The 24,699-nt window shown below is 67.6% G+C and carries 19 protein-coding genes; 10 read left to right on the forward strand and 9 right to left on the reverse strand.

Annotated features, from left to right (window positions below):
• Positions 1 to 83 precede the first annotated feature (83 nt).
• Positions 84 to 2,171 (reverse strand): ATP-dependent DNA helicase UvrD2, encoded by a 2,088-nt coding sequence (locus MU582_16340; protein UPK73989.1) that lies wholly within the window; start codon positions 2,169 to 2,171, stop codon positions 84 to 86.
• An 83-nt stretch (positions 2,172 to 2,254) separates the two neighbouring features.
• Between MU582_16340 and MU582_16345 the strand changes: the two genes are divergently transcribed.
• Complete coding sequence (locus tag MU582_16345; GenBank protein UPK73990.1) at positions 2,255 to 2,497, forward strand: mycoredoxin; 243 nt, start codon at positions 2,255 to 2,257, stop codon at positions 2,495 to 2,497.
• A gap of 7 nt (positions 2,498 to 2,504) precedes the next feature.
• Here MU582_16345 and MU582_16350 read toward each other — a convergent pair whose 3' ends face one another.
• Entirely contained in the window at positions 2,505 to 3,722 is a 1,218-nt protein-coding gene (locus MU582_16350; GenBank protein ID UPK73991.1) for a pyridoxal phosphate-dependent aminotransferase, read from the reverse strand.
• Positions 3,723 to 3,784: 62 nt separating this feature from the next.
• On the opposite strand from MU582_16350, the gene MU582_16355 reads away from it, so the two are divergent.
• On the forward strand, positions 3,785 to 4,339 hold the full coding sequence (locus MU582_16355; protein ID UPK73992.1) for a GrpB family protein: 555 nt from the start codon (positions 3,785 to 3,787) through the stop codon (positions 4,337 to 4,339).
• A 48-nt stretch (positions 4,340 to 4,387) separates the two neighbouring features.
• Here MU582_16355 and MU582_16360 read toward each other — a convergent pair whose 3' ends face one another.
• Positions 4,388 to 4,870 (reverse strand): GNAT family N-acetyltransferase, encoded by a 483-nt coding sequence (locus tag MU582_16360; protein ID UPK73993.1) that lies wholly within the window; start codon positions 4,868 to 4,870, stop codon positions 4,388 to 4,390.
• Positions 4,861 to 5,742: an NAD(+) diphosphatase gene (gene nudC, locus MU582_16365; protein ID UPK73994.1), complete on the reverse strand. Its 882-nt coding sequence runs from the start codon at positions 5,740 to 5,742 to the stop codon at positions 4,861 to 4,863. Before nudC ends, MU582_16360 begins: the two co-directional genes overlap by 10 nt.
• Positions 5,743 to 5,778: 36 nt before the next feature.
• Between nudC and deoD the strand changes: the two genes are divergently transcribed.
• Complete coding sequence (deoD, locus tag MU582_16370) at positions 5,779 to 6,498, forward strand: purine-nucleoside phosphorylase (GenBank protein UPK73995.1); 720 nt, start codon at positions 5,779 to 5,781, stop codon at positions 6,496 to 6,498.
• An 11-nt stretch (positions 6,499 to 6,509) separates the two neighbouring features.
• Here the strand turns inward: deoD and MU582_16375 are convergent, their stop codons facing one another.
• Both MU582_16375 and MU582_16380 read right to left on the reverse strand, forming a co-directional pair.
• Complete coding sequence (locus MU582_16375) at positions 6,510 to 9,773, reverse strand: ATP-dependent helicase (protein ID UPK73996.1); 3,264 nt, start codon at positions 9,771 to 9,773, stop codon at positions 6,510 to 6,512.
• Positions 9,770 to 13,036 carry an ATP-dependent helicase gene (locus MU582_16380; protein ID UPK73997.1) on the reverse strand — a complete coding sequence of 1,089 codons (3,267 nt, stop codon included), beginning with the start codon at positions 13,034 to 13,036 and terminating at the stop codon, positions 9,770 to 9,772. The genes MU582_16375 and MU582_16380 overlap by 4 nt, the downstream gene beginning before the upstream one ends.
• 1,034 nt (positions 13,037 to 14,070) lie before the next feature.
• On the opposite strand from MU582_16380, the gene MU582_16385 reads away from it, so the two are divergent.
• From MU582_16385 to MU582_16415, 7 genes are all read left to right on the forward strand, one after another.
• Positions 14,071 to 15,261 (forward strand): CoA transferase, encoded by a 1,191-nt coding sequence (locus MU582_16385; GenBank protein ID UPK73998.1) that lies wholly within the window; start codon positions 14,071 to 14,073, stop codon positions 15,259 to 15,261.
• Positions 15,258 to 16,745 (forward strand): acetyl-CoA carboxylase carboxyltransferase subunit alpha/beta, encoded by a 1,488-nt coding sequence (locus tag MU582_16390; GenBank protein ID UPK73999.1) that lies wholly within the window; start codon positions 15,258 to 15,260, stop codon positions 16,743 to 16,745. Before MU582_16385 ends, MU582_16390 begins: the two co-directional genes overlap by 4 nt.
• A gap of 108 nt (positions 16,746 to 16,853) precedes the next feature.
• On the forward strand, positions 16,854 to 17,225 hold the full coding sequence (locus MU582_16395) for a hypothetical protein (protein UPK74000.1): 372 nt from the start codon (positions 16,854 to 16,856) through the stop codon (positions 17,223 to 17,225).
• Positions 17,226 to 17,370: 145 nt separating this feature from the next.
• Positions 17,371 to 18,252, forward strand: a complete 882-nt coding sequence (locus tag MU582_16400; GenBank protein ID UPK74001.1) for an ABC transporter substrate-binding protein — start codon at positions 17,371 to 17,373, stop codon at positions 18,250 to 18,252.
• Positions 18,252 to 19,187, forward strand: coding sequence for an amino acid ABC transporter permease (locus tag MU582_16405; protein UPK74002.1), 936 nt, complete (start codon positions 18,252 to 18,254; stop codon positions 19,185 to 19,187). Before MU582_16400 ends, MU582_16405 begins: the two co-directional genes overlap by 1 nt.
• 8 nt (positions 19,188 to 19,195) lie before the next feature.
• Positions 19,196 to 19,948, forward strand: a complete 753-nt coding sequence (locus tag MU582_16410; GenBank protein ID UPK77188.1) for an amino acid ABC transporter ATP-binding protein — start codon at positions 19,196 to 19,198, stop codon at positions 19,946 to 19,948.
• Positions 19,948 to 21,549: a D-aminoacylase gene (locus MU582_16415; GenBank protein UPK74003.1), complete on the forward strand. Its 1,602-nt coding sequence runs from the start codon at positions 19,948 to 19,950 to the stop codon at positions 21,547 to 21,549. Before MU582_16410 ends, MU582_16415 begins: the two co-directional genes overlap by 1 nt.
• Position 21,550: 1 nt before the next feature.
• Here the strand turns inward: MU582_16415 and MU582_16420 are convergent, their stop codons facing one another.
• From MU582_16420 to MU582_16430, 3 genes are all read right to left on the reverse strand, one after another.
• Positions 21,551 to 22,468 carry a LysR family transcriptional regulator gene (locus tag MU582_16420; protein UPK74004.1) on the reverse strand — a complete coding sequence of 306 codons (918 nt, stop codon included), beginning with the start codon at positions 22,466 to 22,468 and terminating at the stop codon, positions 21,551 to 21,553.
• Positions 22,469 to 22,562: 94 nt separating this feature from the next.
• The gene (locus tag MU582_16425) at positions 22,563 to 23,669 is read right to left on the reverse strand and encodes a ring-opening amidohydrolase (protein UPK74005.1); all 1,107 of its coding nucleotides are present in this window, start codon (positions 23,667 to 23,669) and stop codon (positions 22,563 to 22,565) included.
• A 29-nt stretch (positions 23,670 to 23,698) separates the two neighbouring features.
• Complete coding sequence (locus MU582_16430; protein ID UPK74006.1) at positions 23,699 to 24,640, reverse strand: carbamate kinase; 942 nt, start codon at positions 24,638 to 24,640, stop codon at positions 23,699 to 23,701.
• Between the last annotated feature and the right edge of the window lie 59 nt (positions 24,641 to 24,699).

The following is a 24,699-nucleotide window of genomic DNA, read 5'->3' on the forward strand; positions in this document are numbered from 1 at the left end:
CCTCTCTGCTCTCGAGCCCTACCGCACGACGGGACCGCCGCGCGTGCGATGAACACTACGCGCGCCCTGTATCAGGGCGCAAACTATTTTTCGGATTTTTTCGAGGTTTTCTTGATGATGGCCAGTACGTCGTCGCCGTACCTGTCGATTTTCGCCTTGCCGATGCCCGGGATGCGCGCCAGCGCGGCCGACTCCGCAGGCAAACCCTCGGCGATCGCGACAAGGGTCGCGTCGGTGAACACACAGAATGCCGGCACCTTCGCCTCACTTGCCTGCTCCATGCGCCACGTGCGCAACTCCTCGAACAGCTGCTCGTCATACGTGGCAGGGCATTGGGCGCATCGGCCGATCTTGCGCTCGGCCGCCGAGTCGAGCAGGCCGTTACAGGTACGACAGCGGGCGACACCGCGGCGCTGCGAACGCGACTTGCGCGTCGTGCGCTCGGTACGCGAACGTGCTGCGTCCGCAGGCAGTAGCGGATCGAGGAACCTACTCGCCCGGCGTCCGCCACGCCCGCCGGGCGTACGAGCGGCCGACCAAGACACGGTGAGGAGGCGCCGCGCACGGGTCATGCCGACGTAGAACAACCGGCGCTCCTCCTCGATCTCCTGAGGCGACTCGGCGTATGTGATCGGCATGGTGCCTTCCTGGATGCCGGCACAGAAGACGGCATCCCATTCGAGGCCCTTTGCGGAGTGCATCGTCGCCAGCGTGACGCCCTCGGCAACGGGTGCATGCGAGGTGTGCGCACGGCGCTCGAGATCTGCGACGAGTCCGGTCAGGTCGCCGTCGGATGCGGAGTCTGCGTACTCGATCGCCATCGTGACCAGCGCGTTGAGCGACTCCCATCGATCGCGCACAGAGCCAGCCGTCGTCGGCGCCTGAGCGGTGTAGCCCATCGACGCCAGGACCGCGACCACGTCGGCGACCAGCTCACCGGTCTCCTGACCTCCCGCACGCGCCGCGCCACGCAGCAGCGTGATTGCCTGCTTCACCTCGGCCCGTTCGAAGAACCGCTCGACGCCACGGACAACGTACGGAATCTCCCGTGCGGCGAGCGCCTCCTCGTACGCCTCGGACTGGGCGTTGATCCGGAACAGTACGGCCATCTCGCGTAGCGCAGTGCCGCCGGCATGCAGTTTGTCGATGCGCTCGGCGATCGACTCTGCTTCGGCAACTTCGTCTGCGTGGCCGACGTACTCGACTTGGGGTCCGTCGTCGGACTGCGACCGCAGGATGACGCCCTCGCGGCTGGCGCGCGCCGAGAACACGGAGTTCGCCGCAGAGACGATCTGCGGAGTAGAACGGTAGTTGCGAGTCAGCTCGATGGTCTGCGCGCCGGGATGGTGACGGGAGAAGCTGGTCAGGTGGTCCGGTGACGCGCCCGCGAAGGAGTAGATCGTCTGCAGGGGGTCGCCGACGACGCAGAGGTCGTCGCGGTCGCCGAGCCACAGATCGAGCAAAGCGGCCTGCAACGGGTTGACGTCCTGGAACTCGTCGACGACCAACCAGCGGTATTGCGCGCGTACCTGTGCGGCAACGCGTGGGTCGTCGGTGAGTATCGCCGCTGTGCACAGCAGGATGTCTTCCATGTCGATCCGGCCGCGGTCGCGCTTGACCTCCTCGTACGCGGCGAACACCCGCCCCGATGTCACCGCGTCGAGGCCGGCGACCGAGCGCCCGAACTCCGGCGCCAGCCGCGAGTAGTCGTCGGGCCGCACGTTGCTCACCTTGGCCCACTCGACCTCGGCGGCGAGGTCGCGGAGCAGCGCGGAGTCGGCATCGACGCGACAGCGGCGTACCGCCTCGCTGAGCATCGGGATCTTGGACGCGGTCAGCTCCGGAAGCTCGCCTCCGTAGACCTTCGGCCAGAAGTAGCGCGCCTGCCGAAGAGCCGCCGAGTGGAACGTACGCGCTTGCACGCCGTCGGCGCCGAGCGTACGGAGGCGGCCGCGCATCTCACCGGCTGCCCGGTTGGTGAAGGTGACGGCCAGCACCTCGGTCGGCTTGTAGACGCCCGAGACGACGCCGTACGCGATGCGGTGGGTGATCGCACGGGTCTTGCCGGTGCCGGCGCCGGCGAGCACACACACCGGACCGCGCAGCGCGAGCGCGACCTCGCGTTGCTCGGGATCGAGCGCGTCGAGCAGCTCGTCGGCGGTGAGTGGCACGGGTCTCGCCCTCCTCGGGAATGCACCTACGGGGTGCGACGTTTTGCCTTGTGGAACAGCGTAGACGCCCAAGGAGACAATCGATGTCGGCCCAGTTCACGATGTACTCGACCCCGTGGTGCGGTTACTGCCACCGCCTGCGCGGACAGCTCGACCGCGAGGGCATCGCGTACGAGGTGGTCGACATCGAGCAGCAGCCGGAGGCGGCCGCGATCGTAGAGAAAGCGAACGGCGGGAACCAGACCGTGCCGACGCTGGTGTTTCCCGACGGCACTGCGATGACCAACCCGTCACTCGCGCAGGTGAAGGCCCAGCTCGCGGCCTGAGCAGGTCCTACGACGCCGAGCGGTACGACTCGAGGAACGTCGCGATGCGTCCGACGGCGTCCTCGATCTGTTCGACGCGTGGCAGCGTGACCAACCGGAAGTGGTCAGGGCGCGGCCAATTGAAGCCAGTGCCCTGGACGATCAGCAAGTGCTGCTCGCTGAGCAGGTCGAAGGCGAACTGCTCATCGTCCTTGATCGGGTACATGTCGAGGTCGAGCTTCGGAAAGAGGTAGAGCGCGCCCTTGGGCTTCGTACACGAGACGCCCGGGATGTCGTTGAGCAGCTCCCACGCGCGGTCGCGCTGCTCGCAGAGCCGTCCGTTCGGTAGGACCAGGTCGTTGATCGTCTGTCGCCCGCCGAGTGCTGTCGCGATGGCATGCTGCGACGGAACGTTCGGGCACAACCGCATGTTGGCGAGGATGTCGAGGCCCTCGATGTAGCTGCGCGCCTGCTGCTTCGGACCCGACAACGCCAGCCAGCCGCTGCGGAACCCGGCGATGCGGTACGCCTTCGACAAGCCGTTGAAGGTCAGGCACAACAGGTCGGGCGCGAGCGAAGCCGCCGAGGTGTGCTCGACGCCGTCGTACAGGATCTTGTCGTAGATCTCATCGGCCATCACGATCAGCCGATGCTTTCGGGCGACCTCGAGGATCTCGCGGAGTACGTCGTCGGAGTAGACGGCGCCGGTGGGGTTGTTCGGGTTGATCAGCACAATGGCTTTCGTACGATCGGTGACCTTGCTCGCGAGGTCGGCGACGTCGGGACTCCAGTCGCTCTGCTCGTCGCACAGGTAGTGCACCGCACGTCCGCCGGCGAGGCTGACCGCCGCCGTCCACAGCGGGTAGTCCGGTGCGGGGATGAGCACCTCGTCACCGTCGTCGAGGAGCGCCTGCAGCGACATCACGATCAGCTCGCTGACGCCGTTGCCGAGGTAGATGTCGTCGACGTCGACGTCGACCGCCTTCTGCTGGTAGTACTGCACGACCGCTCGACGGGCCGAGATGATGCCCTTCGAGTCGCTGTATCCCTGCGCTGTCGCGAGGTTGGCGATGACATCGACGAGGATCTCGTCGGGGGCCTCGAAGCCGAACGGCGCCGGGTTGCCGATGTTCAGCTTGAGGATGCGGTGGCCTTCGTCCTCGAGTCGCTTTGCCTCGGCGAGCACCGGGCCTCGGATGTCGTAACAGACGTCCGCCAGCTTCTGGGACTGCATCACCTCGCGCATGCTGATCAAGCATGCCAGCACCGGGCCCGGTCGCCTACGCAATTTCATCTAGTGTGGCCGATATGACGTCGCGTGAGTCGCCCGACGAGGTGTATGTGGTCGGGCAGGAGATCCTCGACAAACCGATCGAGTTGCTCGCGTACGACCCCGAATGGCCACGGCTGTACGCAGCGGAAGAGCGGCGCGTACGGGATGCGCTCGGCGAGCGGATCGTCGCGTTGGAACACATCGGGTCGACGTCGGTTCCGGGTCTTGCGGCCAAACCCATCATCGACATGCTGCTCGTCGTCACCGACCCCGCGAACGAACCGGCGTACGTACCCGACCTCGAACGCGCCGGCTACGAGCTCACGGTCCGCGAACCGGACTGGCATGAGCACCGGCTGTTCAAGCGACCGAATGGCATCGCGCTACACCTCCATGTCTACCCACCGGCGTGTCCGGAGATCCGCCGCTACCTCGCGTTTCGTGACCACCTGCGTACCGACGATGCCGATCGAGCGCTGTACGAACGGACGAAGCGAGAACTTGCGACACGTGAGTGGCGCTACATGCAGGACTACGCCGACGCGAAAACCGACGTTGTCGAGACGATCATCGCCCGCGCCCTCCACTGACTCGTCGGTCCCGCACCGCAGACTCGTCAGTCCCGCACCGCAGACTCGTCAGTCCGTTGGCGCACGGAATCGGATGAGTGATCGCCCAGGAGCCCACGCGATCGACGTACGCGACACCTCTGTCCAGCCCTCGGCACGATAGAGGCCGTTCGCTGCGTCTCGACCGGCAACGACATCGAGCATGACCTGAGAATGCATCAGCCGCGCCTGGGATGCGGCATGCCGCAGCAGTGCTCGGCCGATTCCGGCACCCGAGTACTCCGGATCGACGAAAAGCCTCTCGACCAGCGCCGATCCACTGTTGGCAACGGCAGCGACGTGCCCGACGGGATCTCCCCCGATGGTCGCCACCCAAGCCGCAGTGGACCCGCCACTCAGCCAGTCGGCAGGGTCGGCCGGCCAGTTGACGGGATAACCGAGATGCTCATGGACCTTCCGCAGGATTCGTACGCACTCGTCCAGGTCGTCGTCACAACGCTCCCGGATCTTCATCGTGCGGGAGTGACTACTCAGCGGACAGGTCAGGACCACGCGCCGACGATCAGCCCGCCGTGCCAGGTCTCGATCAGCCAACGCGAAATCGACAGGGTGCCGGGAAGGCCGAGTCCGCCGTCCCTGGACATCTGAGTCACCTCGTCGCGGGTGAACCACCGTGCGTCTTCGATCTCATCGCCGTCGGGGTGTACCTCGTGGCTTCTCGCCCGGCCGAAGAAGCCGACCATCAGGCTCGACGGGAACGGCCACGGCTGGCTCGCGGCGTACGTGACGTCGCCGACCGCGATGCCGGTCTCCTCGCCGACCTCGCGGCGTACGGCGTCCTCCAACGACTCCCCCGGCTCCAAGAACCCGGCCAGCGTGGAGTAGCGCCCTTCGGGCCAAGCCGGATGGCGTCCGAGCAGAGCGCGGTCATCGTCGTCGGTGATCAGCATGATCACCGCGGGATCGGTTCGTGGGAAGTGGTTCGCCCCGCAGGAGGGGCAGATTCGGACATGCCCGCCCGACGCGAGGTTCGACGGCTGGCCGCAGCGAGCGCAGAACCGGTGCGTCTGATGCCAGTTCGCGATGCCGACCGCGTGGACGGCGAGTCCGGCCTCGGTCTCGGACAGGTCGAGTGCGGCCTCGCGAAGCGTGCGCGGCGCCAGCGTCTCGTCGACCTCGTCGACGACCACGGCGAACCACGCCCGACCATCGGACTCACCGAGGTAGATCCGCTCCCCGTCGGGTGCGTCTGCCGGCGTGCTGTGGAGCAGGCCAGAGCCGTTCGTCGCGATGCGATGACGGCCGACCACGAGCACAGTGCTCTGCGGGTCATTCCACGATCGGGCGAGCTGCTCGTCGGTGCGCAGATCCGAGCGTCGGTCATGGTGCGGATGGGAGAACGCGAAGAGTTCTTGATCGGGCACGACCCCCACCCTACGACCGCCGATAGCCTGCTTCCCATGAGCACACACATCGACGCAGCTGCCGGCCAGATCGCTCCTCGGGTACTGCTACCGGGCGACCCCTTGCGCGCGAAGTGGATTGCCGAGACGTTCCTCGAGGACGCGCGAGAGTACAACCACGTACGCAACATGCTCGGGTACACCGGTACGTACCGCGGCGAGCCGATCAGTGTGCAGGGCTCCGGCATGGGTCAGCCGTCGATGTCGATCTACGTCAACGAGTTGTTCGGCGACTACGACGTGCGCCAGGTCGTACGAGTCGGCTCATGCGGCGCGCTCAGCCCCGATCTTGACCTGCGCGACATCGTGCTGGGCATGACCGCGTCGACCGACTCTGCGATGAACCGGCTGCGTTTCCATGGACTCGACTACGCGCCGGCCGCCGACTTCGCACTGCTCGAGGGAGCGTGGCGGGCGGCCGGAACACACGACGTACGAACGGTCGTCGGGCAGTTGTTCTCGTCGGACTTCTTCTACCCTCCGCGGCCGGAGCTGAACGGACTGCTCAAGGACCATGGTGTGCTCGCGATCGAGATGGAGACGAGCGCGTTGTACACGCTGGCGGCGCAGTACGGTCGGCGCGCACTGTCGATCTGCACCGTCTCGGACCACATCATCAACGAGAACCAGACAAGTAGCGACGACCGCGAGCGTACGTTCGCCGACATGGTCGAGATCGCACTCACCGCCATGCTCGGCGTACCCATCGACGGCTGAGCGACACAGCGTCACTCCGCCGCGAACAACGCTTCCAGCTCCGCACGACCGCGAGGCTTGTCGAGGGTGACGACCTGATCGAGGCGTACGTAGTAGAACGTCGCGCGCACCTTCGACTCGGGGACGTCGTGCAGCTGCGCCCATGCCACGCGATACAGCTCCAGCTGCAACGGATCGGCATTCGGGGTACGGCTCGTCTTCCAGTCGACGACCTCGTAGCCGTCGCCGTCGCGATACACCGCATCGATGCGCCCGCGAAGCACCTGGCCACCGATCCGCAACGAGAACGGCGCCTCGACCGCGTACGGGATGCGGGTGGCGAACGGGCCGTCATCGAACCTCTCGATGAGCTCCAGCAGCTCCTCGCCGTCGTCGATGTCGGCATCGGCGCGGCCGGGAAGATCCATCGGATCGAGCAATGCCTGCTGACCGAGGCGCGACTCGACCCAGGCATGGAAGCGGGTGCCGAATCGAGCGGCCGAAGACGGCTCTCTCGGCATCGGCCGCGCGAGATCACGTGCAAGACCTGCGGGGTCTTCGACAACGCGTTGCGCCGCGGTCACCGACAATCCGCTCGGCAGCGGCACCTCGATCACGTCGCGCCGCCGAAGGCGTGCCTCCTCCAGGAGGACTTCTATGTCGGCATCGAGGGCGTGCAGTGCGGCCAGCTCTCGGTGCGCCTCGGGCTCCGGCGAGTCGACCGGAATCGGGAGCTGCGGTGTGCTCATCGCATCGCGCACCTCTGCGGCAACGCGGCGGCGACGATCGACGACCTGCACCGGTAGCTCGCCCGGCCAGGCAACCGACGACCGGGCCGCGATCAACGGGTTACTTGCCTCTGCGCCATCGTCGCGCGGATCGGATGCCCAGACGAGCGGCTCGACGTCACGACCGGCCAGCCAGTCGCGTACGTGCTCGAGGTACGTGCTCGGGCCGCGCGGCTCGAGCTGTGTGCGCCCCCACCAATGACCGCTGACGACCAACGTGTGCTTGGCGCGGGTGAACGCGACGTACGCGAGGCGGCGCTCCTCGACCTGGGCTTGGGCGCGGCGGGCCTCGTTGTACGCCTTGACGCCGTTGGTCGACCACTCCTCGATCGCGGGTTGGGTTGCCGCGTCGCCGCGGAGCTCGGCCGGCAGCTCACGTGCAGTGAAGAGCCCTGCCTCCCGGCCCTTGCCGGACGGGAACACCTTGTGGCTCAGGAACGGGACGAGCACGGTGTGCCACTCCAGCCCCTTCGCCTTGTGCGCGGTCAGCAGCTTGACCGAGTCGCTGTCGCTGGGTGCGGCCACGTCGAGGCCACCGTTGTACTCCGCCTCTGCGCGGAGGTACGCCAGAACTCCGGTCAACGACGCGCTCGGCTCATTGCCGGCGAACTCGGCGATGGCCTCGATCAGCATCGCGATGTTGTCGCGGCTCTGCTGACCGCGAGCGCCCGGCTGCACCGCCAGCTCGACGTCGAGGTCGAGCGCCGTGATCGCGCGGCGTACGAGGTCGACGAGGGGCTCGCCGACGTGTGCGCGCATCCTGGCGAGTAGCCGGGACAGCTCGGCGAATCGCTCACGGGCCTCCGGCGAGTAACCGAGGTCGCCCGGATCGTCGAGTGCGTCGGCCAGTGACAACACGTCAGCGGGGTCGACGCCGTCGGTCGCGCGGTCGAGCGCGGCCTGCAGGTCTTCCTCGCCGACCGGCGGTCCGCCGGCCACCAGCTGACGCGCGCGCTTGCCGAGCAGCGCGAGGTCGCGTGGGCCGATACGCCAACGCGCGCCGGTGAGCAGCCTGAGCAGTGATGGGTTGGCCGTCTGCGAGTCGACGATGTCGAGCACCGCGAGTACGTCGGCGACCTCGGGCTGTTCGAGCAGGCCGTCCATGCCGACGACCTCGACCGGGATCTCCGCAGTCTGCAGGGCGACCGTCAACGCGCCGATCTCCTCGCGGGTGCGTACCAGAATCGCGATGTCGGACCACCGCAACGACTCCCGCGCCCTCGCGTCACGCACCTGCTCTACTGCCCAGTCGATCTCGTCGACAACGGTCTCGAGGCACGCGGCGACGATCGCGCCATCGGGAGCGTCGGGCTTCGGCTCCAGCGGACGCACGCTGTCTGTCTCCGCGTAGAGCGGCGCGGCCAGCGAGTTGGCGACGTCGAGTACGCCTGAGCTGCAGCGTCGGTTCACGGTCAAGTTGAGGAGGAGGCCGCGGCCCCCGTCGACGGTGGGAAAGTGGTCGAGGAAGCCGACCAGGTTGTCGGCCGACGCGCCCCGCCACCCGTAGATCGCCTGACACGGGTCGCCGACGGCCGTCACCGGATGGCCACGCCCCTCCTCCGGAGTCGCACCGGAGAACAGACCCTGAAGCATCAGCCGCTGGGCGACCGAGGTGTCTTGGTACTCGTCGAGCAGCACGACGGCGAATCGCGCGCGCTGGTCGGCCGAAACCTCCGGCGAGCGATCCGCGAGGATCGCGCCGCGGGCCATCTGGTCGGAGAAGTCCATCACCGCGTCGCGCGACTTGGTCTCGCGATACTCGGCGATGACGGCGGCCAACTCCGCCCGCTTGGCGGTAGTGGTCAGCGCATCGGTGACGGCTTTCAACGGTCGCTTGCGAGTGGAGTTCTCGACATCGAGCTCATGCGCGTACTTCTCGTCGTACGCGAGCAGCTCGTCGATCGGCACCAGATGATCGTTGAGCTGGCCGTCGAGATGCACCAGGTCGTTGACGATCGTCGGCATCCAGGTGGTGAGGTTGGCGATCGGGCCGCGATGGGACTGAATCGCCTGCGCAGCGCGCTGGAACCGCGAGGCATCGGAGACGATCCGCAGATCGGGCTCGAAGCCGATGCGAAGGCCGTGCTCACTCAGCAACGCGCCCGCGTAGGCGTGGTACGTCGACACCGTCGGCTCGCCGAGCTCGTCGAGGAACCCGTGGATGCCGGCATCGTCGGCGAGCAGACCGAGCGCGGCCCGGATGCGTACGGCGAGCTCGGCAGCCGCCTTGTTGGTGAACGTCAGGCCGAGCACCGCATCGGGAGCGACGATGCCGCGACCGACCAGCCAGACGACTCGCGCAGCCATCACCGTGGTCTTGCCCGATCCTGCGCCGGCGATGATGGCCGACGGCTTGTCGAGCGGTGCCGTGATCGCCGCCAGCTGCTGACTACTGAAGGGGATGCCGAGAACGTCGCACAGATGCGCCTCATCGCGCAGCAGCACCCGAAGGGGTGCTTCGTCGGACGCACCCTGGGACACGTGATCGCCTTCGGTTACGCCGGTCATTCGTCTCTCCACGGCTGCGGGTCGTCGACCGACGGCGCCGCGAGGATCGTACGCCCCTCGGGCTGGGCGGGACACGATGACCGGAACTCGCAGAAGCGGCACATCGTGCCGGGTGTCGCGGGGAACGACTCCGTACGTATCCGGGCTAGGGCGTCGGTGAGTTGTTCGTACGCGACGAACGACGGTGAGCCTTCGGGCGCCGCCTGCGGCTGCACCTTGGGCGAATCGGCCTCGCGGGCACCCGCGGGTACGCGCAACTGGACGAGCTCCGCGCCGCCCGCCTCGACTGGGCCGTCGACCAGCTCGTCGACCGCGCCATGCTGGACCGCCACCTGGTAGACGCCCAGCTGGGGATGCTCTGCGAGGTCCTTAGCCTTGACGGCCTTCTTACCTGTCTTGAGGTCGATGACGTGCACACGACCGCCGTCGTCGACCTCGACTCGGTCCATCGACCCCCGCAGACGCACGGTGTCGCCGCCGATCGGCACCTCGACCTCGAATGAGTGCTCCGCCGCAAGCGCTTCACGACCGCGAGCGCTCAGGTGCCAGTTGACGAAGCGTTCGATCGCTCTTCGTGCCTCGCCTCGTTCGAGCGTCGACACCCACGGCGCCGCGAAGTCGAGGCGCTGCCAGACGTCGTCGAGATGGGCATCGAGGACGTCCGGATCAGCCGCGAGGTCGCCGTCGATGACCTCTGCGGCCAACGCATGCAGCAGAGTGCCGAACCCCTGTGCGGTCGTGCCAGGAGTCTCGCCGCGTGCCTCGTGACTCAGGAACCACTTCAGCGGGCAGCTGACGATGCCGTCGAGGCTGCTGCCCGAAAGGTCGACCGGCCGATCGGCAGGGCGTACGGGCACCTCGCTGCGGGTCTCGTCGCGTACGCCCCACCAGCTGTCGGGGTCGGCGCACGCGACCACGACATCACCCGTCGCCGGAGCAGCCAGGCGGGCGAGCCGGGCAACGGCCTCGGCGCGTACGGCATCGCTCGAGGTCGTCTCGACGACGCGCCGCAGCTCGCCGACCGCACCGCGCAAGGACAGCGGACGGCGCGGCCGCCCGCGGGACTCGGGCCGACCGGGGCCGTTCAGTGCGGTGTGCAGCTCGGTGAAGAAGCGTGACGGCTGGTCGCCGTCGTCGACCGGACTCTGCACCGCGGTGACGATGACGCGCTCCATCGCCCGGGTCACGGCAACATAGAAGAGCCGCCGCTCCTCGGCCAATCGTTCGGCCAGCGACGGTGGCTCCTGCACGCCGTCACGCGCGAGGCGGTCGGTCTGCAGCAGCGTGCCGCGGTAGCGGACGTCGGGCCAGACGCCGTCCTGGACGCCGCTGACCACGACGATGCGCCACTCCAGGCCCTTCGAACGGTGTGCAGTGAGCAGGCGGACAGCAGACCCGCGTACGCCCAGCTCGCCCAGTGGCTCGGCCGGAATCTGCTGATCTTCGAGCTCGGCGAGGAACTGCGTGACGCCGCGGCGCTGGTATCGCTCCTCCGCCCGCGAGGCCGACTCGAACAACGCACAGATCGCATCGAGGTCGCGGTGTGCGTTGGCGGCCCGATCGCCACCGCTCTCGGCATCGGCACGCAGACGGTCGCCCCAACTCGAGGAGTGCCACAGCATCCACAACAGCGCCTCCGGAGACGCATGCGACCGCCGCGCCTCGACGGCGCGGGCGATGAGTCGGGCGAGCCGGTACGCCGGCTCGGCACCGTCACAGCGGATCTGGGTGAACACCGCGGGCTGCACGAGCGCCTCGGCGAGCAACTCTCGTGACGGACGCGGCCGGCGGGACTCGCCGCCGTCGTCGGGCTCGCTGTCGAGGCGGCGCAGTTCGCGTGCGACTCGGCGCAGCTCGCCCCCGTCGAGGCCGCCGAGCGGACCAGAGAGCAGGGTTGCAACGTCGTCCGGATCGGGGTCGACATCGCGCACCAGCCCGTCGATGACCCGAAGGGCGAGCAACAACGGCTGCACGGCGGGCTCAGTGCGCAACGGCACCTCGTCGCCTGCGACCTCGGTCGGCACACCAGCAGCGTTGAGCGCACGTTGCAACTTCGGGATCGCCGCACCGGTGCGTACGAGAACTGCCATCTGCGACCAGTCGACCTTGTCGTCGAGGTGTGCGCGCCGGAGCAATAACGCGATGTGCTCGGCCTCGGCGTTGGCGGAGGCGTACGCGTACGCCTCGACGGAGCCGTCGCCGTACGTGGGCTCGACCGGCTGGGGCGAGCGGAACGCGCGGAACGCTTCACCGTCGATGGCCCCCGACGAACCCAGTCGCTCGATCACCCGTCTCGACGCGTCTACGATGTGGCGACCGAAGCGACGGGTGGATGTCAGGGCCAAGGTGGTCGCGCGCGAACCATCGTGCGTACGGAACTCGTCGGGGAACCGCATGATGCCGCGTACGTCTGAGCCGCGGAACCCGTAGATCGACTGATCGGGGTCGCCGACGGCGATCAGATCGCGGCCGTCGCCGGCGAGCGCCTTGAGCAGCGAGACCTGGGCGGGGTCGGTGTCTTGGTACTCGTCGACCACCACCAGCGGGAACTCCGCGCGTAGCTCCGCCTGGTGCTGCGGATCGTGGGCGATGATCAGCGCACGGTGCACCAACTCGGCATAGTCGACGAGATTCTGAGCGTCGAAGACGTCGAGGTACTCGCCGAAGAAGTCGGCCGCGGACCGCCAGTCTGCCCGGTCGTGCCGTAGGGCGTTCTCCGCGATGTCGACCGGGTCGAGGCCGAGCGAACGCGCCTGGGCCATGAAGCGCTGCAGCTCCGAGGCGAACCCTCTCGTACGAAGAGCAGGCCGAAGCGCCTCCGGCCACAGGATGCGGCCATCGGACCTCGCTCCCTCGACCAGCTCGCGAATGCGAACATCCTGCTCGGGCGCCGACAACAGCCGCAACGGATCGAGGAACGCCTCGGGATCCTGGTAGCGCCGGATGAGCGCGTAACAGAACGAGTGGAACGTCGCGGCGTACGGCGCCGTCGCCTGTTGCCGGAGCCGGCCGGCGATGCGCGTACGAAGGTCGTCGGCCGCCTTGCGCCCGAACGTCAGCACCAACACCTGCTCGGGTTTCAGCCCCCGGCGCTCGACACGATCGACGACCGCCTCGACCAGCGTGGTCGTCTTGCCCGTGCCCGGGCCCGCCAGCACGAGCAGCGGGCCTTGCGCATGCTCGACGACCGCGCGCTGACTCGCGTCGAGCGTCGGCGGCTCGACAGCGCCGCGCGGTCGCTGCAGCACGTACTGGACAGGCATGTGTCCCATGACAACAGACGGCGGTGACAGGCGCAGGAGCACGTGCGCGATGGTGTGGATTGCTGGGTTTGCTGGCGGCGGGTGTTTGGGTTCGTTGTCGACTTTCGCGCTTCCTCTGGTACGACTACTCGCCGCTTCGCTTCTCGTCGCCGTCGGCTTTTCGTACATCTTCGGCGACTACCCGGCTGCCCGATTCCGTCTCGCTGTCGGGTTTCCCCTTCCGCCGTACGACTACCCGCTTGCCCGCATCGGCTTCGCTGTCGGCTTTCCCGGCTCCTTCGGCTGGGGAAAGGACGCGGCGACGCGGGAGCCGCAGCTACGGTGCTCGGGTTGCTTGCCGGCTCTCCCGTTCCAGTCGGCTTTTGCGGGGTCGATGGGGTGGCGCTTTACCAAGTAAACATGGTGAAACTCCACTTTGCACGGCAGGGACACCGTGCAAAGCGTCAGGTTGCCGTGCCCGTTGGTACGTAGGTGGCCACCGTGACAGGAGTCCACTCACTCGGGGTCGCGCGCGCCGACCGTCGTTGCGGTTTGCCTTGGTACCAAGGCAAACCGCACCCCGCAGCCGTACGCCCCAAGGCAAATGGTCACTGTCCCAAGGGACACTCCCCGTGGACAGTGACAATCGTCCTTGGGAAGCACCTAACCTTACCCCGGACGCATCCCGAAGTGGCGGGGAAGCCGCCAAGCAACCGAACCGAACTGGCGCCTCCGCGCGTCGCCGCGTCTTTCACCCAGCCGAAGGAAGGCGTAAGCCGACGGCGCACCGTAATCGGGCAGGCGGGTAGTCGCGCCGAAGGAGCGTGGAGCGCCGACCGCGTCGGGGAATCGGGCAGGCGGGTAGTCGCACGGTAGAACCGCGAAGATCGACAGCGGAGCCGAACCGAAGCTGCTGAATGCCGCCTCGCCTAATCCCAGCAACTGAGAAAGCGAGTCCGTTCGCTAGCCCGATTGTGAACCCATCGCCCGAACACCGCCGCGCATTGGCAAGAGGTGCCATAGGTACGGATCGCCCCGCTGGTTAGCCTTCCTCCATGGAGACACCTGGCGCGACCGAACCGACCGGCCCCCTCGACGGCGTACTCGTCCTCGACCTCACGCGTGCTCTTGCAGGACCGCACGCAGGCATGATGCTCGGCGACATGGGCGCCCGGGTGATCAAGATCGAGAGTCCGGGCGGAGACGACAGCCGCGGTTGGGGCCCGCCGTTCCTCGGCGACGGTGACGACCGCGAGTCGACGTACTTCATGTCGGCCAACCGCAACAAGGAGTCGGTCACCCTCAACCTCAAGGACGACGCCGACAAGGACGTTCTCGCCAGGCTCGTCCGTCGCGCCGACGTACTCCTGGAGAACTTCCGGGTCGGTGTGCTCGATCGCCTCGGCTTCAGTGTCGAGCGTCTGCACGAGCTCAACCCGCGTCTCGTCATCATGTCCATCACGGGATTCGGCCACGACGGACCCGAGGCGGCGCGCGCAGGGTATGACCAGATCGCCCAAGGCGAGGCCGGACTGATGAGCATCACCGGCACCGACCCCGCGGAGCCGACCAAGGTCGGCGTACCGATCTCCGACCTGCTCGCCGGGATGAACGGCGCGTACGGCGTCGTCGCGGCGCTGTACGAGCGCGAGCGCACGGGCAAGGGTCGCGTCGTACGAACGTCCCTGATCGCCGGTGTCGTCGGTGTGCACGCATACCAAGGCACCCGCTGGACGGTCGGACACGAGGTGCCGGAGATGTCCGGCCCGCATCACCCGTCGATCGCCCCGTACGGGTTGTTCCACACCGCAACCGCACCGGTGCAGCTGACCTGCGGCTCGGAGTCACTGTGGCGTTCGTTCGCCGACGCGATCGGACTCGACAAGGACGAGCCGCGGTTCGCGAGCAACCACGACCGCGTCAAGCACCGCGAGGAACTGGTCGCCGAGATCGAGCGGATCTTCGCCGACCAGCCCGCCGAGCACTGGCTCGAACTCCTCACCGAAACCGGCATCCCGTCCGGCAAGGTGCGTACCTTCGACGACGTCTACTCCTGGCCCCAGCTGCTCTCCCAGGGCCTCCTGATCGACGTCGATCACGCGACCAAGGGCACCCTGCAGCTGCCCGGCCCGGCCCTGCGCCTCGACGACAACGCGTACGCCGGCGGACGCGAACACCACACAGCGCCGCCCACCTTGGGCCAGCACAACGAGTCCGTACGCGCCTGGCTGGACGAGTCACCATGACGAGTGCCCGCAAGCGGGTCTCGGCGAAGGAGCTGATCGACAGCGTCGTCGACCACGGCTCGTACGTCTCCTGGGACACCCCTCCCGACCGCACCGGTCTCAGCGAGCAATACGCGGAGCAACTGCGCGCGGCGGAGGAGAAGTCGGGCGTCGACGAGTCAGTGATCACCGGCGAAGGTCTGATCAAGGGCCGCCGGGTTGCTCTCGCAGCCTGCGAGTTCCGCTTTCTTGCGGGTTCGATCGGCATCGCCGCGTCCCGCCGCCTCATCCGCGCCATCGAGCGGGCAACCGCCGAGGGCATCCCCCTGCTCGCGTCACCGACGTCGGGCGGCACCCGGATGCAGGAGGGCACGGTCGCGTTCGTCGAGATGGCGAAGATCTCCGCCGCCATCGCCCGGCACAAGGCGAAAGGCCTCGCGTACCTGGTCTACTTGCGCAACCCCACGACCGGCGGCGTCATGGCGTCGTGGGGGTCGCTCGGGCACATCACCGTCGCCGAGCCCGGCGCTCTGGTCGGCTTCCTCGGCCCGCGCGTGTACGAGGCGCTGTACGAGAAGGAGTTCCCCGACGGCGTGCAGACCTCGGAGAACCTCTTCGCACACGGGCTCATCGACGGCGTGCTGCCGCCCGAAGACATCCCCGAGATCGTCGACCGTGCGCTTGCCGTCATCACCGCCGATCCGCCTGAGCCGGTGCCGGACCCAGGCTCCGAGGGCGTCGCTGACGTCGATGCATGGGATTCCATCGAGCGGTCCCGTCGCTCCGAGCGCCCCGGCGTACGTAGGTTCTTGCGGTACGCCGCAACCGACGTGATCCCGCTGAACGGCACCGGGCAGGGCGAGTCCGATCCGGGCATGATGCTCGCGCTCGCACGTTTCGAAGGCGCGCCGTGCGTATTGCTCGGACAGGTACAGCCACCGGGTAACCGCGAGCTGGTGGCGATGGGTCCGGGCGGCCTGCGCGCTGCCCGCCGCGGTATGCGGCTCGCCCGTCAGCTCCGGCTGCCGCTCGTCACGGTGATCGACACACCAGGTGCGGCACTCTCGCCCGAGGCAGAGGAGGGCGGGCTCGCCGGCGAGATCGCGCGGTGCCTCGCCGACCTCGTGACGCTCACGGCGCCGTCGGTCAGCATCCTGCTCGGTCAGGGATGCGGAGGCGGAGCGCTCGCGCTCCTGCCCGCCAACCGGATCATCGCCGCCCAGCACGCGTGGCTGTCTCCCCTACCACCGGAGGGGGCCTCTGCGATCGTGTACCGCACTGCGGACCACGCACCTGACATGGCGCGCGACCAAGGCGTACGATCGGCTGACCTGCTCCGCGAGGGAATCGTGGACCGGATCGTTGCCGAACACCCAGACGCGGCGGACGAGCCGGAGGACTTCTGCCGACGACTCGGCACGGTGCTCCGGTACGAGCTCGCCGAGTTGACGTCGAAGAGCACGCATACGGTGCTTGCTCAACGGCTACAGCGCTACAGCGGGTAGGCGGCGCGGCTCGCGACGCGACGGAGGGGAATGCCGGTGAAGGTTGCACGCACCGGACGGACCCTGATATGACCGTGTGCGCGACCTTCGAGGAGTGGACCCGACAAAGTGACGCACAGTCAGTACGCAGACGACCAGGACGGCAGCGCAGTTGCGGCGGCACTCCGCGGCACCGCTGTGCTCACCGCATCTGTTGCCGCGACGCTGCCCGCCACCGTCGCCGGACGACAGGTGGCACGCGAGCTCAAGCCGGTCAACGCCGACCCGACACTCTCGCCGCGGGAGAGATTCGCCAGCGACCTACTCACCCGTGCCGCGGTCGTACCCGCGGCGTTCGGAATGCTGTCCCGCAAGAGCGCCAAAGCCGCGATGATCGGGCTCGGCGTCGCCACTGTGGCCACGGTCGCCGAGCACGGCTGGCTCGCGCTCTTCGGCGACCCGTACGTCGGTGAAGAGCGTCGGCGCCTCGCCCGCACATAGCCAGGCCGATCCGCCCTTCGCCTCACGTCCGGTCGGCGCCGGGCGAGCATCACCGGCATCGACGCTGAGCCTCCAATGAGCTCAGCTGCTTCCCTCCCCAACGTTCGTCGGCCAAACTCTGCGAGCGGTTGTCGAGGAGGCAATGATGCGTGGACGAAATCTGACCGGCGCGATCGCCGGCGCGATCCTGATAACACTCGTGGTCGCAGGTTGTGGCCGATCGGACAGCGGAGGCAGTTCCGAAGTCTCCGACGAGGCCCGTAGCGGTGCGAAGGCGAGCGAACTGGTCCCGGACGACGTAGCGAAGTCCGGTGTGCTTCGTGTCGCCACCGCCGAGGGTTACCCACCCATGGAGATGTTCAAGCCGGGCACTCAGCAGCTGATCGGCGTCGACCCCGACCTCGCGGCGGCGATTGCCACCCAGCTCGACCTCCGCCTCGACATGGTCAACGCCAGCTTCCCCGGACTCATACCGGGCCTCACCGCCGACCGCTGGGATCTCGCGATGTCGTCGATGAGCGACACCGAGGAGCGGCGGCAAGCGGTCGACTTCGTCGACTACTTCCACGCCGGCGGTTCGATCATCGTCGCGAAGGGCAACCCCGAAGGCGTCACCGACCTGGAGAGTCTGTGCGGCAGAGACGTCGTGCTCGCCAAGGGCAGCTCGAACCTCGCGATCGGCGAAGCTCAGAACGAGAAGTGCGACGACAAGATGAACATCAGCGTCAGCGAGGACGCGCCCACCGGCCTGCTGGAGATCGAGTCCGGTCGCTCGGTCGCGTCGATCGTCGACTATCCCGTGGCCAAGGACATCGCCTCGAGCAACGACGCGTACGAAGTGCTTGAAGAGCAGTACGAAGCGGGTCCTTGGGGCGTCGCGGTCGCCAAGGACGACAACGAGCTCCGGGACGCCGTGAAGGTCGCCCTCGACGAGCTGCAGGAGAGCGGCAAGTACGCCGAGGTTCTCGAGAAGTGGAACGTCGGCGCAAGCGCCGTCGACGAGGTCACGATCAACGACGAGAGCTGATGATGTCGGCCGAACCCAATACCGCGGATGCGACCCGTGACGGCATCGACCTGACGATCGACGCGGCTCGACCGCCTCGGCCCGGCCGATGGGTCGCCGCAGCACTGACGCTGCTGGTGATCATCTGGCTCGCGGCGACGATCATCGCCAACCCGAATCTGCACTGGGATGTCGTCGTCGACTACCAGTTCGACAGCGTGATCCTCGACGGACTGTGGGTGACGATCCAATTGACCGTGATCTCGATGGTCATCGGAGTCACGCTCGGTGTGATCGCCGCCCTCATGCAGCTGTCCGATAGCCGCGTCATGCGGTTCGGCGCCGCCGCGTACCTGTGGTTCTTCCGCGGCACGCCGTTGCTGGTTCAGCTCATCTTCTGGTTCAACATCGCTCTGATCTTCCCGACGATCGCGATCGGTATCCCGTTCGGCGGACCCGACCTGGTGTCGGTCGAGACGAACACCGTCGTGACCGGCTTCGTCGCAGCGCTATTGGGCTTGAGCATCAACGAAGGCGCGTACATGAGCGAGATCGTGCGAGCCGGGTTGCAGTCGGTGCCAACCGGCCAACGCGAAGCCGCCGAGGCGATCGGCATGTCTCGTGCACAGGTGATGCGTCGGATCGTGCTTCCCCAGGCGATGCGGTTCATCATCCCGCCGACAGGTAACCAGTTCATCTCGATGCTGAAGACGACCTCCCTGGTGTCGGTGATCGCGGGCGCCGATCTCCTCACGGTCGCCCAGCGTCTCTACCTGAAGAACTTCGAGATCATCGCACTGCTCATCGTCGCGTCGATCTGGTATCTCGTGCTCACCACCCTCGCCAGCATCGGTCAACACTTCATCGAGCGACACTACGGACGCGGTTACGGGTCCACCGCCCCGCTTCGGACCCGTACGCTGCGCAACCTGACCACGATCGGGAGGTCTGCATGAGCCGCGCGATGGTCCGCGCACTCGGCGTACGAAAGTCGTTCGGCGACCTCGAGGTACTCCGCGGCATCGATCTCGAGGTGGATGCCGGCCAGGTGGTCTGCATCGTCGGCCCGTCCGGCTCGGGCAAGTCGACCTTCCTGCGGTGCCTCAACCGGCTCGAGACCATCGACGCCGGTCGCATCTGGGTCGACGGCGACCTGATCGGGTACGACGAGTCCGGTGACCGCCTGCGGTTGTTGCCGGAGCGCCGCCTACGCCAGCAGCGCGAGCAGATCGGCATGGTGTTCCAGGGCTTCCATCTCTTCCCGCACAAGACGGCGCTGGAGAACGTCATGGAGGGACCGACCGTGGTGAAGGGCACGTCGCGGAAGGACGCCGCAGCCCTCGCCGAGCAGTTGCTCGACCGCGTCGGCCTGTCCGACCGCACTCACCACTTCCCGGCCCAGCTCTCCGGCGGACAGCAGCAGCGCGTCGCGATCGCCAGGGCGATGGCGATGCAGCCGAAGCTGATGCTGTTCGACGAACCGACATCCGCGCTCGACCCCGAGCTGGTCGGTGAGGTGCTCGCGGTGATGCAGGATCTCGCGGCTGACGGCATGACGATGATCGTCGTCACGCATGTCATGGGGTTTGCCCGCGAGGTCGGCGATCACCTCGTCTTCATGGACGACGGAGTCATCGTCGAGCAGGGCGACCCGCGCGCCGTGCTGGACGCTCCGAAGCACGAGCGTACGGAAGCCTTCTTGTCGAAGGTGCTGTGATGAGCACGTTCGACCTGTTGTTGCGGGGCGGCTCCGTCATCGACGGTACGGGAGCGTCCGCGCGCAGCAACGACATCGGCGTACGACAGGGCAGGATCGTCGTACTTCCGCCGGCATCACTCGCGTCGGCCGATCGCACGATCGATGCCAGCGGCCTGATCGTGTCACCGGGCTTCATCGACGTGCACACGCACTCCGATCTGCTCGGTGGTGACGACCCGGAGCGCGCCGACCTGCGGCTCGCATCGGTGCTGCAAGGTGTCACGACGGAGATCTGCGGCAACTGCGGCATCAGCGCCTTCCCGGCGGAGCCCGCGCGAGTCGGCGAGCTCGGCGACCTGGTCGCTGCGACGTTCGGCGCGCCCTCTGCCGCGTTCACGTCGTTGCCCGAGTTCGCCGCAGCACAAGGGCTTCCGCGCCGCAACAACCTTGCGACGCTGGTCGGCCACGGAGCACTTCGTACCGGCGTGATGGGTCTTGCCGAGCGACCCGCAACCGGTTCAGAGCTGGAGCGGATGGTCGAGCTGCTCGACGCAGCCCTTCGCGACGGTGCAGCGGGCTTCTCGACCGGCCTGATCTACCCACCGGGCGTGTACGCCGACACCAACGAGATCGTGACTCTCGCCAAGGTCGCCGCGCGACACTCGAAGCCGTACGTGACGCATCTTCGCGACGAGATGGCGCGAGTCGAAGAGGCGCTCGAGGAAGCGATCGAGATCGCGCGAGCGTCGGGCGCAGCGCTGCAGGTGTCGCACCACAAGACCGCCGGCAAGGCATCCTGGGGTGCGACGAAGCGTACGCTCCCCCGTCTGGCACAGGCATCCGGCGAGGGCATCGACGTCCAATGCGATGTGTATCCGTACACCGCAGGCAGCACCACCTTGCACGCGATGCTTCCGCCTTGGGCCGCAGCCAACGGCATACCCGCCATGCTCGACCGGCTCCGCGTTCCGGAGGTACGAGCACGCATCCGAGCCGATATCGCAACCGGACTGCAGGGGTGGGAGAACACCGTCGGCAGCAACGGCGGATGGCATTCCATCGTCGTGGCGTCGAGCCCGGCCGAGCCGGCGTACGAGGGTGAGTCTGTCGCTGAGCTTGCCCGGCTTCGCGGTGACGATCCCGTTGACTTCGTCTGCGACGCGCTCGCCGCGAACTCGGGGTCCGTGTCGATCATCAGCCGGTCCATGCACGAGGACGACGTACGACGAGTGCTCGCAAACCCGTTGTCGATGATCGCCTCCGACGGCGTACCGCGCCCCGGCAAACCACATCCGCGATGGGCCGGCACCTTCGTCCGCGTCCTTGGTCGCTACGTCCGCCACGAAGGCCTGCTGCCGATCGAGACGGCTGTGCACAAGATGACGGGGATGCCCGCCGCCCGGTTCGGTATCGAAGGTCGCGGCGTGATCGAGGACGGCGCCGTCGCCGACCTCGTGGTGTGGGATTCGGCGACGGTGCGAGACGCCGCCACGTACGACGATCCACTCGCGCGACCACGGGGCGTGAGTACGGTCATCGTCGCCGGCCGTCCCGTCGTTGTCGACGACGAGATCTGTCCGGTCGCGCCGGGTCGATTCCTGCGGGTCGGCGGCCGCTGAGTCACCGTTGCTCGAGGACCGGCCTCAGCTCCGTCGCCGCGTCATGGAGGCAGTCGATGAATGCGCCGACCACCGGGTTCGGGTTGTTGCGCCGGGTCGCGACCGAGATCTCTCGGTGGAGGTCCGCCCGTTCGACGGGGCGCGCGACGAGATCGTCGGTCTCTCGGAGCGCAAGGGTCGGCACGAGGGCGACACCCATGCCCGCGCGTACCAAGGCGCGGGTCACCTCGTAGTGATCGCTGCGACACCGTACGCGTGGGCGGAAACCGGACAGGGTCGCGGCACGTTCGAGCACGGAGGTCGAGCTGTCGGTGCCCCTCGTGGTGATCCACGGGTCCCGGGCAAGGCTGCGCAGATCAAGCGTTCGACAACCCGCCAAGGGATGCGTCTTCGGGAGTAGCACCCGTTGCTCGTCGCGCATGATCAGCGTGAGGTCGCACGACGCCGAGCACGCCATCGGCGCCAGCGGATGCTCGAACACCACCGCGACATCCAGCTCGCGGCGCTCGAGTACGGGCAAGAGCTCGAGTGGCTGCCCGAGGACCAGGTCGACCTCGACGCCGGGCCGGACGCTACTGAACGCGGCAAGCGCACGCGGCAACAGCTCGGTTCCGGACGTCGCGAAGAAGCCGCATCGTAGGACGCCCAGTGATGCGTGGCCGTGTGCGCTCAGCTCGTCCTCTGCCGCCGACATCAGGTCGGTGATCTGCTGCGCATAGTCGGCGAGTCGGGCGCCCGCATCGGTGAGGTTCAAGCTGCGCGGCCCGCGCTCGACCAGCGACACACCGAGTTCGCGTTCGAGCGCCGCGAGCTGATGGGAGACGGCGGACGGGCTGAGGCCGAGCTCGCCGGCGGCACCGGCGATCGTACCGAGACGCGCAATCTCCAGGAGGACCTGCAGACGAGCGCTGTTGATCACCGTGCGAGCGTACGCCGGGCACGGAGTTCGGCGCGGATTGCACCACCGAACGCGTTGTCGGTGGTGCAATCCGCACCGAACATCCGTGCGCGGGTCAGCTGGCGTCGATGATCGCGGCGACCGGGCCGCCGCCTTCTGGGCCCTGGTGTGCCGCGGACACGGACACGAACACCGCCGGGTCGCCCGTCACGGCGGCAGTCACGCCGCCGACGCACGCCTTGATCTGACGGTGCCAGTGCACATCGGAGTCGTCGAGCATGGCGTTGCGGCGTCCGCGTACGGTGCCGTCCTGGCTCGCCTCGCACTTGAGGAACACGTTGACCAGGCGGTCACCGAGATCGCTGGTGTGCGGCCGCTCGGGCAGGTCGAGGCCGGCGTCCTTGATCGCGCCCCAGATCCCGTCGGCGTCGAGCGCGTCGTTCATGACGGAGTGCCCGATGCGGTACTTGCCACCGACACCGCGGGCGTTGCCCACGACGACCACCTGGGCCTGGTCGAGCTCGACGCCGGATGAGCAGGACGCGACCGCGGAGTAGAAATCGCGGTCGTTCAGGACGTCCTCGTCGGTCGGCATCTCGATCTCACCGAGTGCCACCGCGATGCCGAGGCCCGTTGTGCCGTTGGACAGGTCCATCGACGAGAGGGTGTCCTCGGTCCACACGGTCTCACCGCGGCTCTTCGCGTCGCGGATCGTGTCGATCGTGAGCAGTGGGGTCTTCGTCTGCACGTAGTGCACGTCTGCGGGATCGGTGATGCCGGCCTCGGCCATCGCGTTCTTGACCGCCGCCGCCACCTTCTCGATCATCGCCGTACGGCCGATGTCCTCGGGCAGGAGCTTCTCGCTCATCGCGAACCCGACCGTGAGGCGCGGCTCGTCGGTCTTGACGACCTTGTCCTCTGGAAGGGTCGCGAACACCGTCGCATGCGGGCTGATCACGCCGTCGGTGCCTCCCGACCAGACGATCGGGATCTGCTTGACGTCGGCGGCCGAGCGGCTGCCCTTCGCCTCGATGACCTCACGGAAGGCGCGGTCGGCGATGATGCGGGTGTAGTCGTTGACACCGCCGTTACCTTCGGTCTTGCCGATGACGGCGATGATGCGGTCGGCCTCCATGACGCCGTCATCGATCAGCTTCGCGAGCTCGCTCGCGTCTGCGACGGAATGGATCGGGACCTTACGTACTTCGATGGCGGCTGGCACTTGGCGTGTCCTTCCTTGTGGTGGTTGCTTCAAGCCGGGTCTGGTACGACGCGCGTACCCAGATGGCCTTCGATCGCAGATCCGATCCGCGGCAGTGACGTGATGATTCCGACGCCGCGCCCGTGCTCGGCGAATCGGGTGACGGACTCGACCTTCGGGCCCATCGAGCCCGAGGCGAACTCCTGGTCCTTCGCGATCGCGCGCATCTCGCTCGCCGTCACCTCACCGATGGGCTTGGCGTGGGGCGTACCCCAGTCGGTGACGGCCGAGTCGACGTCGGTCGCGATCACGAGCAAGTCGGCGTCGATGTGGCGGGCGATCAGGGATGCGGTGAGGTCTTTGTCGATGACGGCCTCCACACCGGCCAGCGTGCCGTCTGTCTCGCGTACGGTCGGGACTCCTCCCCCGCCGGAGCACACGACGACGTACCCGGCCGCGATCAGCGCCTCGGCCGCGGGTCCGTCGAGGCATTCGATCGGCTCCGGAGATGCGACCACCCGTCGCCATCCGCGGCCGGGAATCTCGACGTAGTGCTGACCGTGCTCGATCATCACCTGCGCTTCGTCTTCGGGCAGGTACCGACCGATCGGTTTGGTCGGCGACCGGAACTTCGGATCGTCGGCGTCGACGAGAGTACGTGACACGAGCGCCGCGGTACGGCGTTCGTGTCGTCGCCGCGCGAAAGCATGGTCCAGGGCGTCGATCAGGAGCATCCCGATGGTGGCCTGGGTCTGCGCACCGCACCAGTCGAGCGGCACGGGCGGCACGACCGACGCGGACAGCTCGTTCTTGAGCAGCAGGTTGCCGACCTGGGGACCGTTGCCGTGCGTGAGCAGCACCTCGTGTCCGGCGACGACGAGGTCGGCGATCGGTTCGGCGGCCTCGGTGATCGCGGCCCGCTGGTCCTCAGGACGAGCTCGACCGTCGGCCGAGGTCATGGCGTTTCCGCCCAGAGCGATCACGATGCGCATGGTCAGGACATTAGGCGAACGCTGTGAGCCGGCGCACGGTCAACAAGAACCAAGGCCAC

The organism is Nocardioidaceae bacterium SCSIO 66511 (assembly GCA_023100825.1).
Lineage (GTDB): Bacteria > Actinomycetota > Actinomycetes > Propionibacteriales > Nocardioidaceae > Solicola.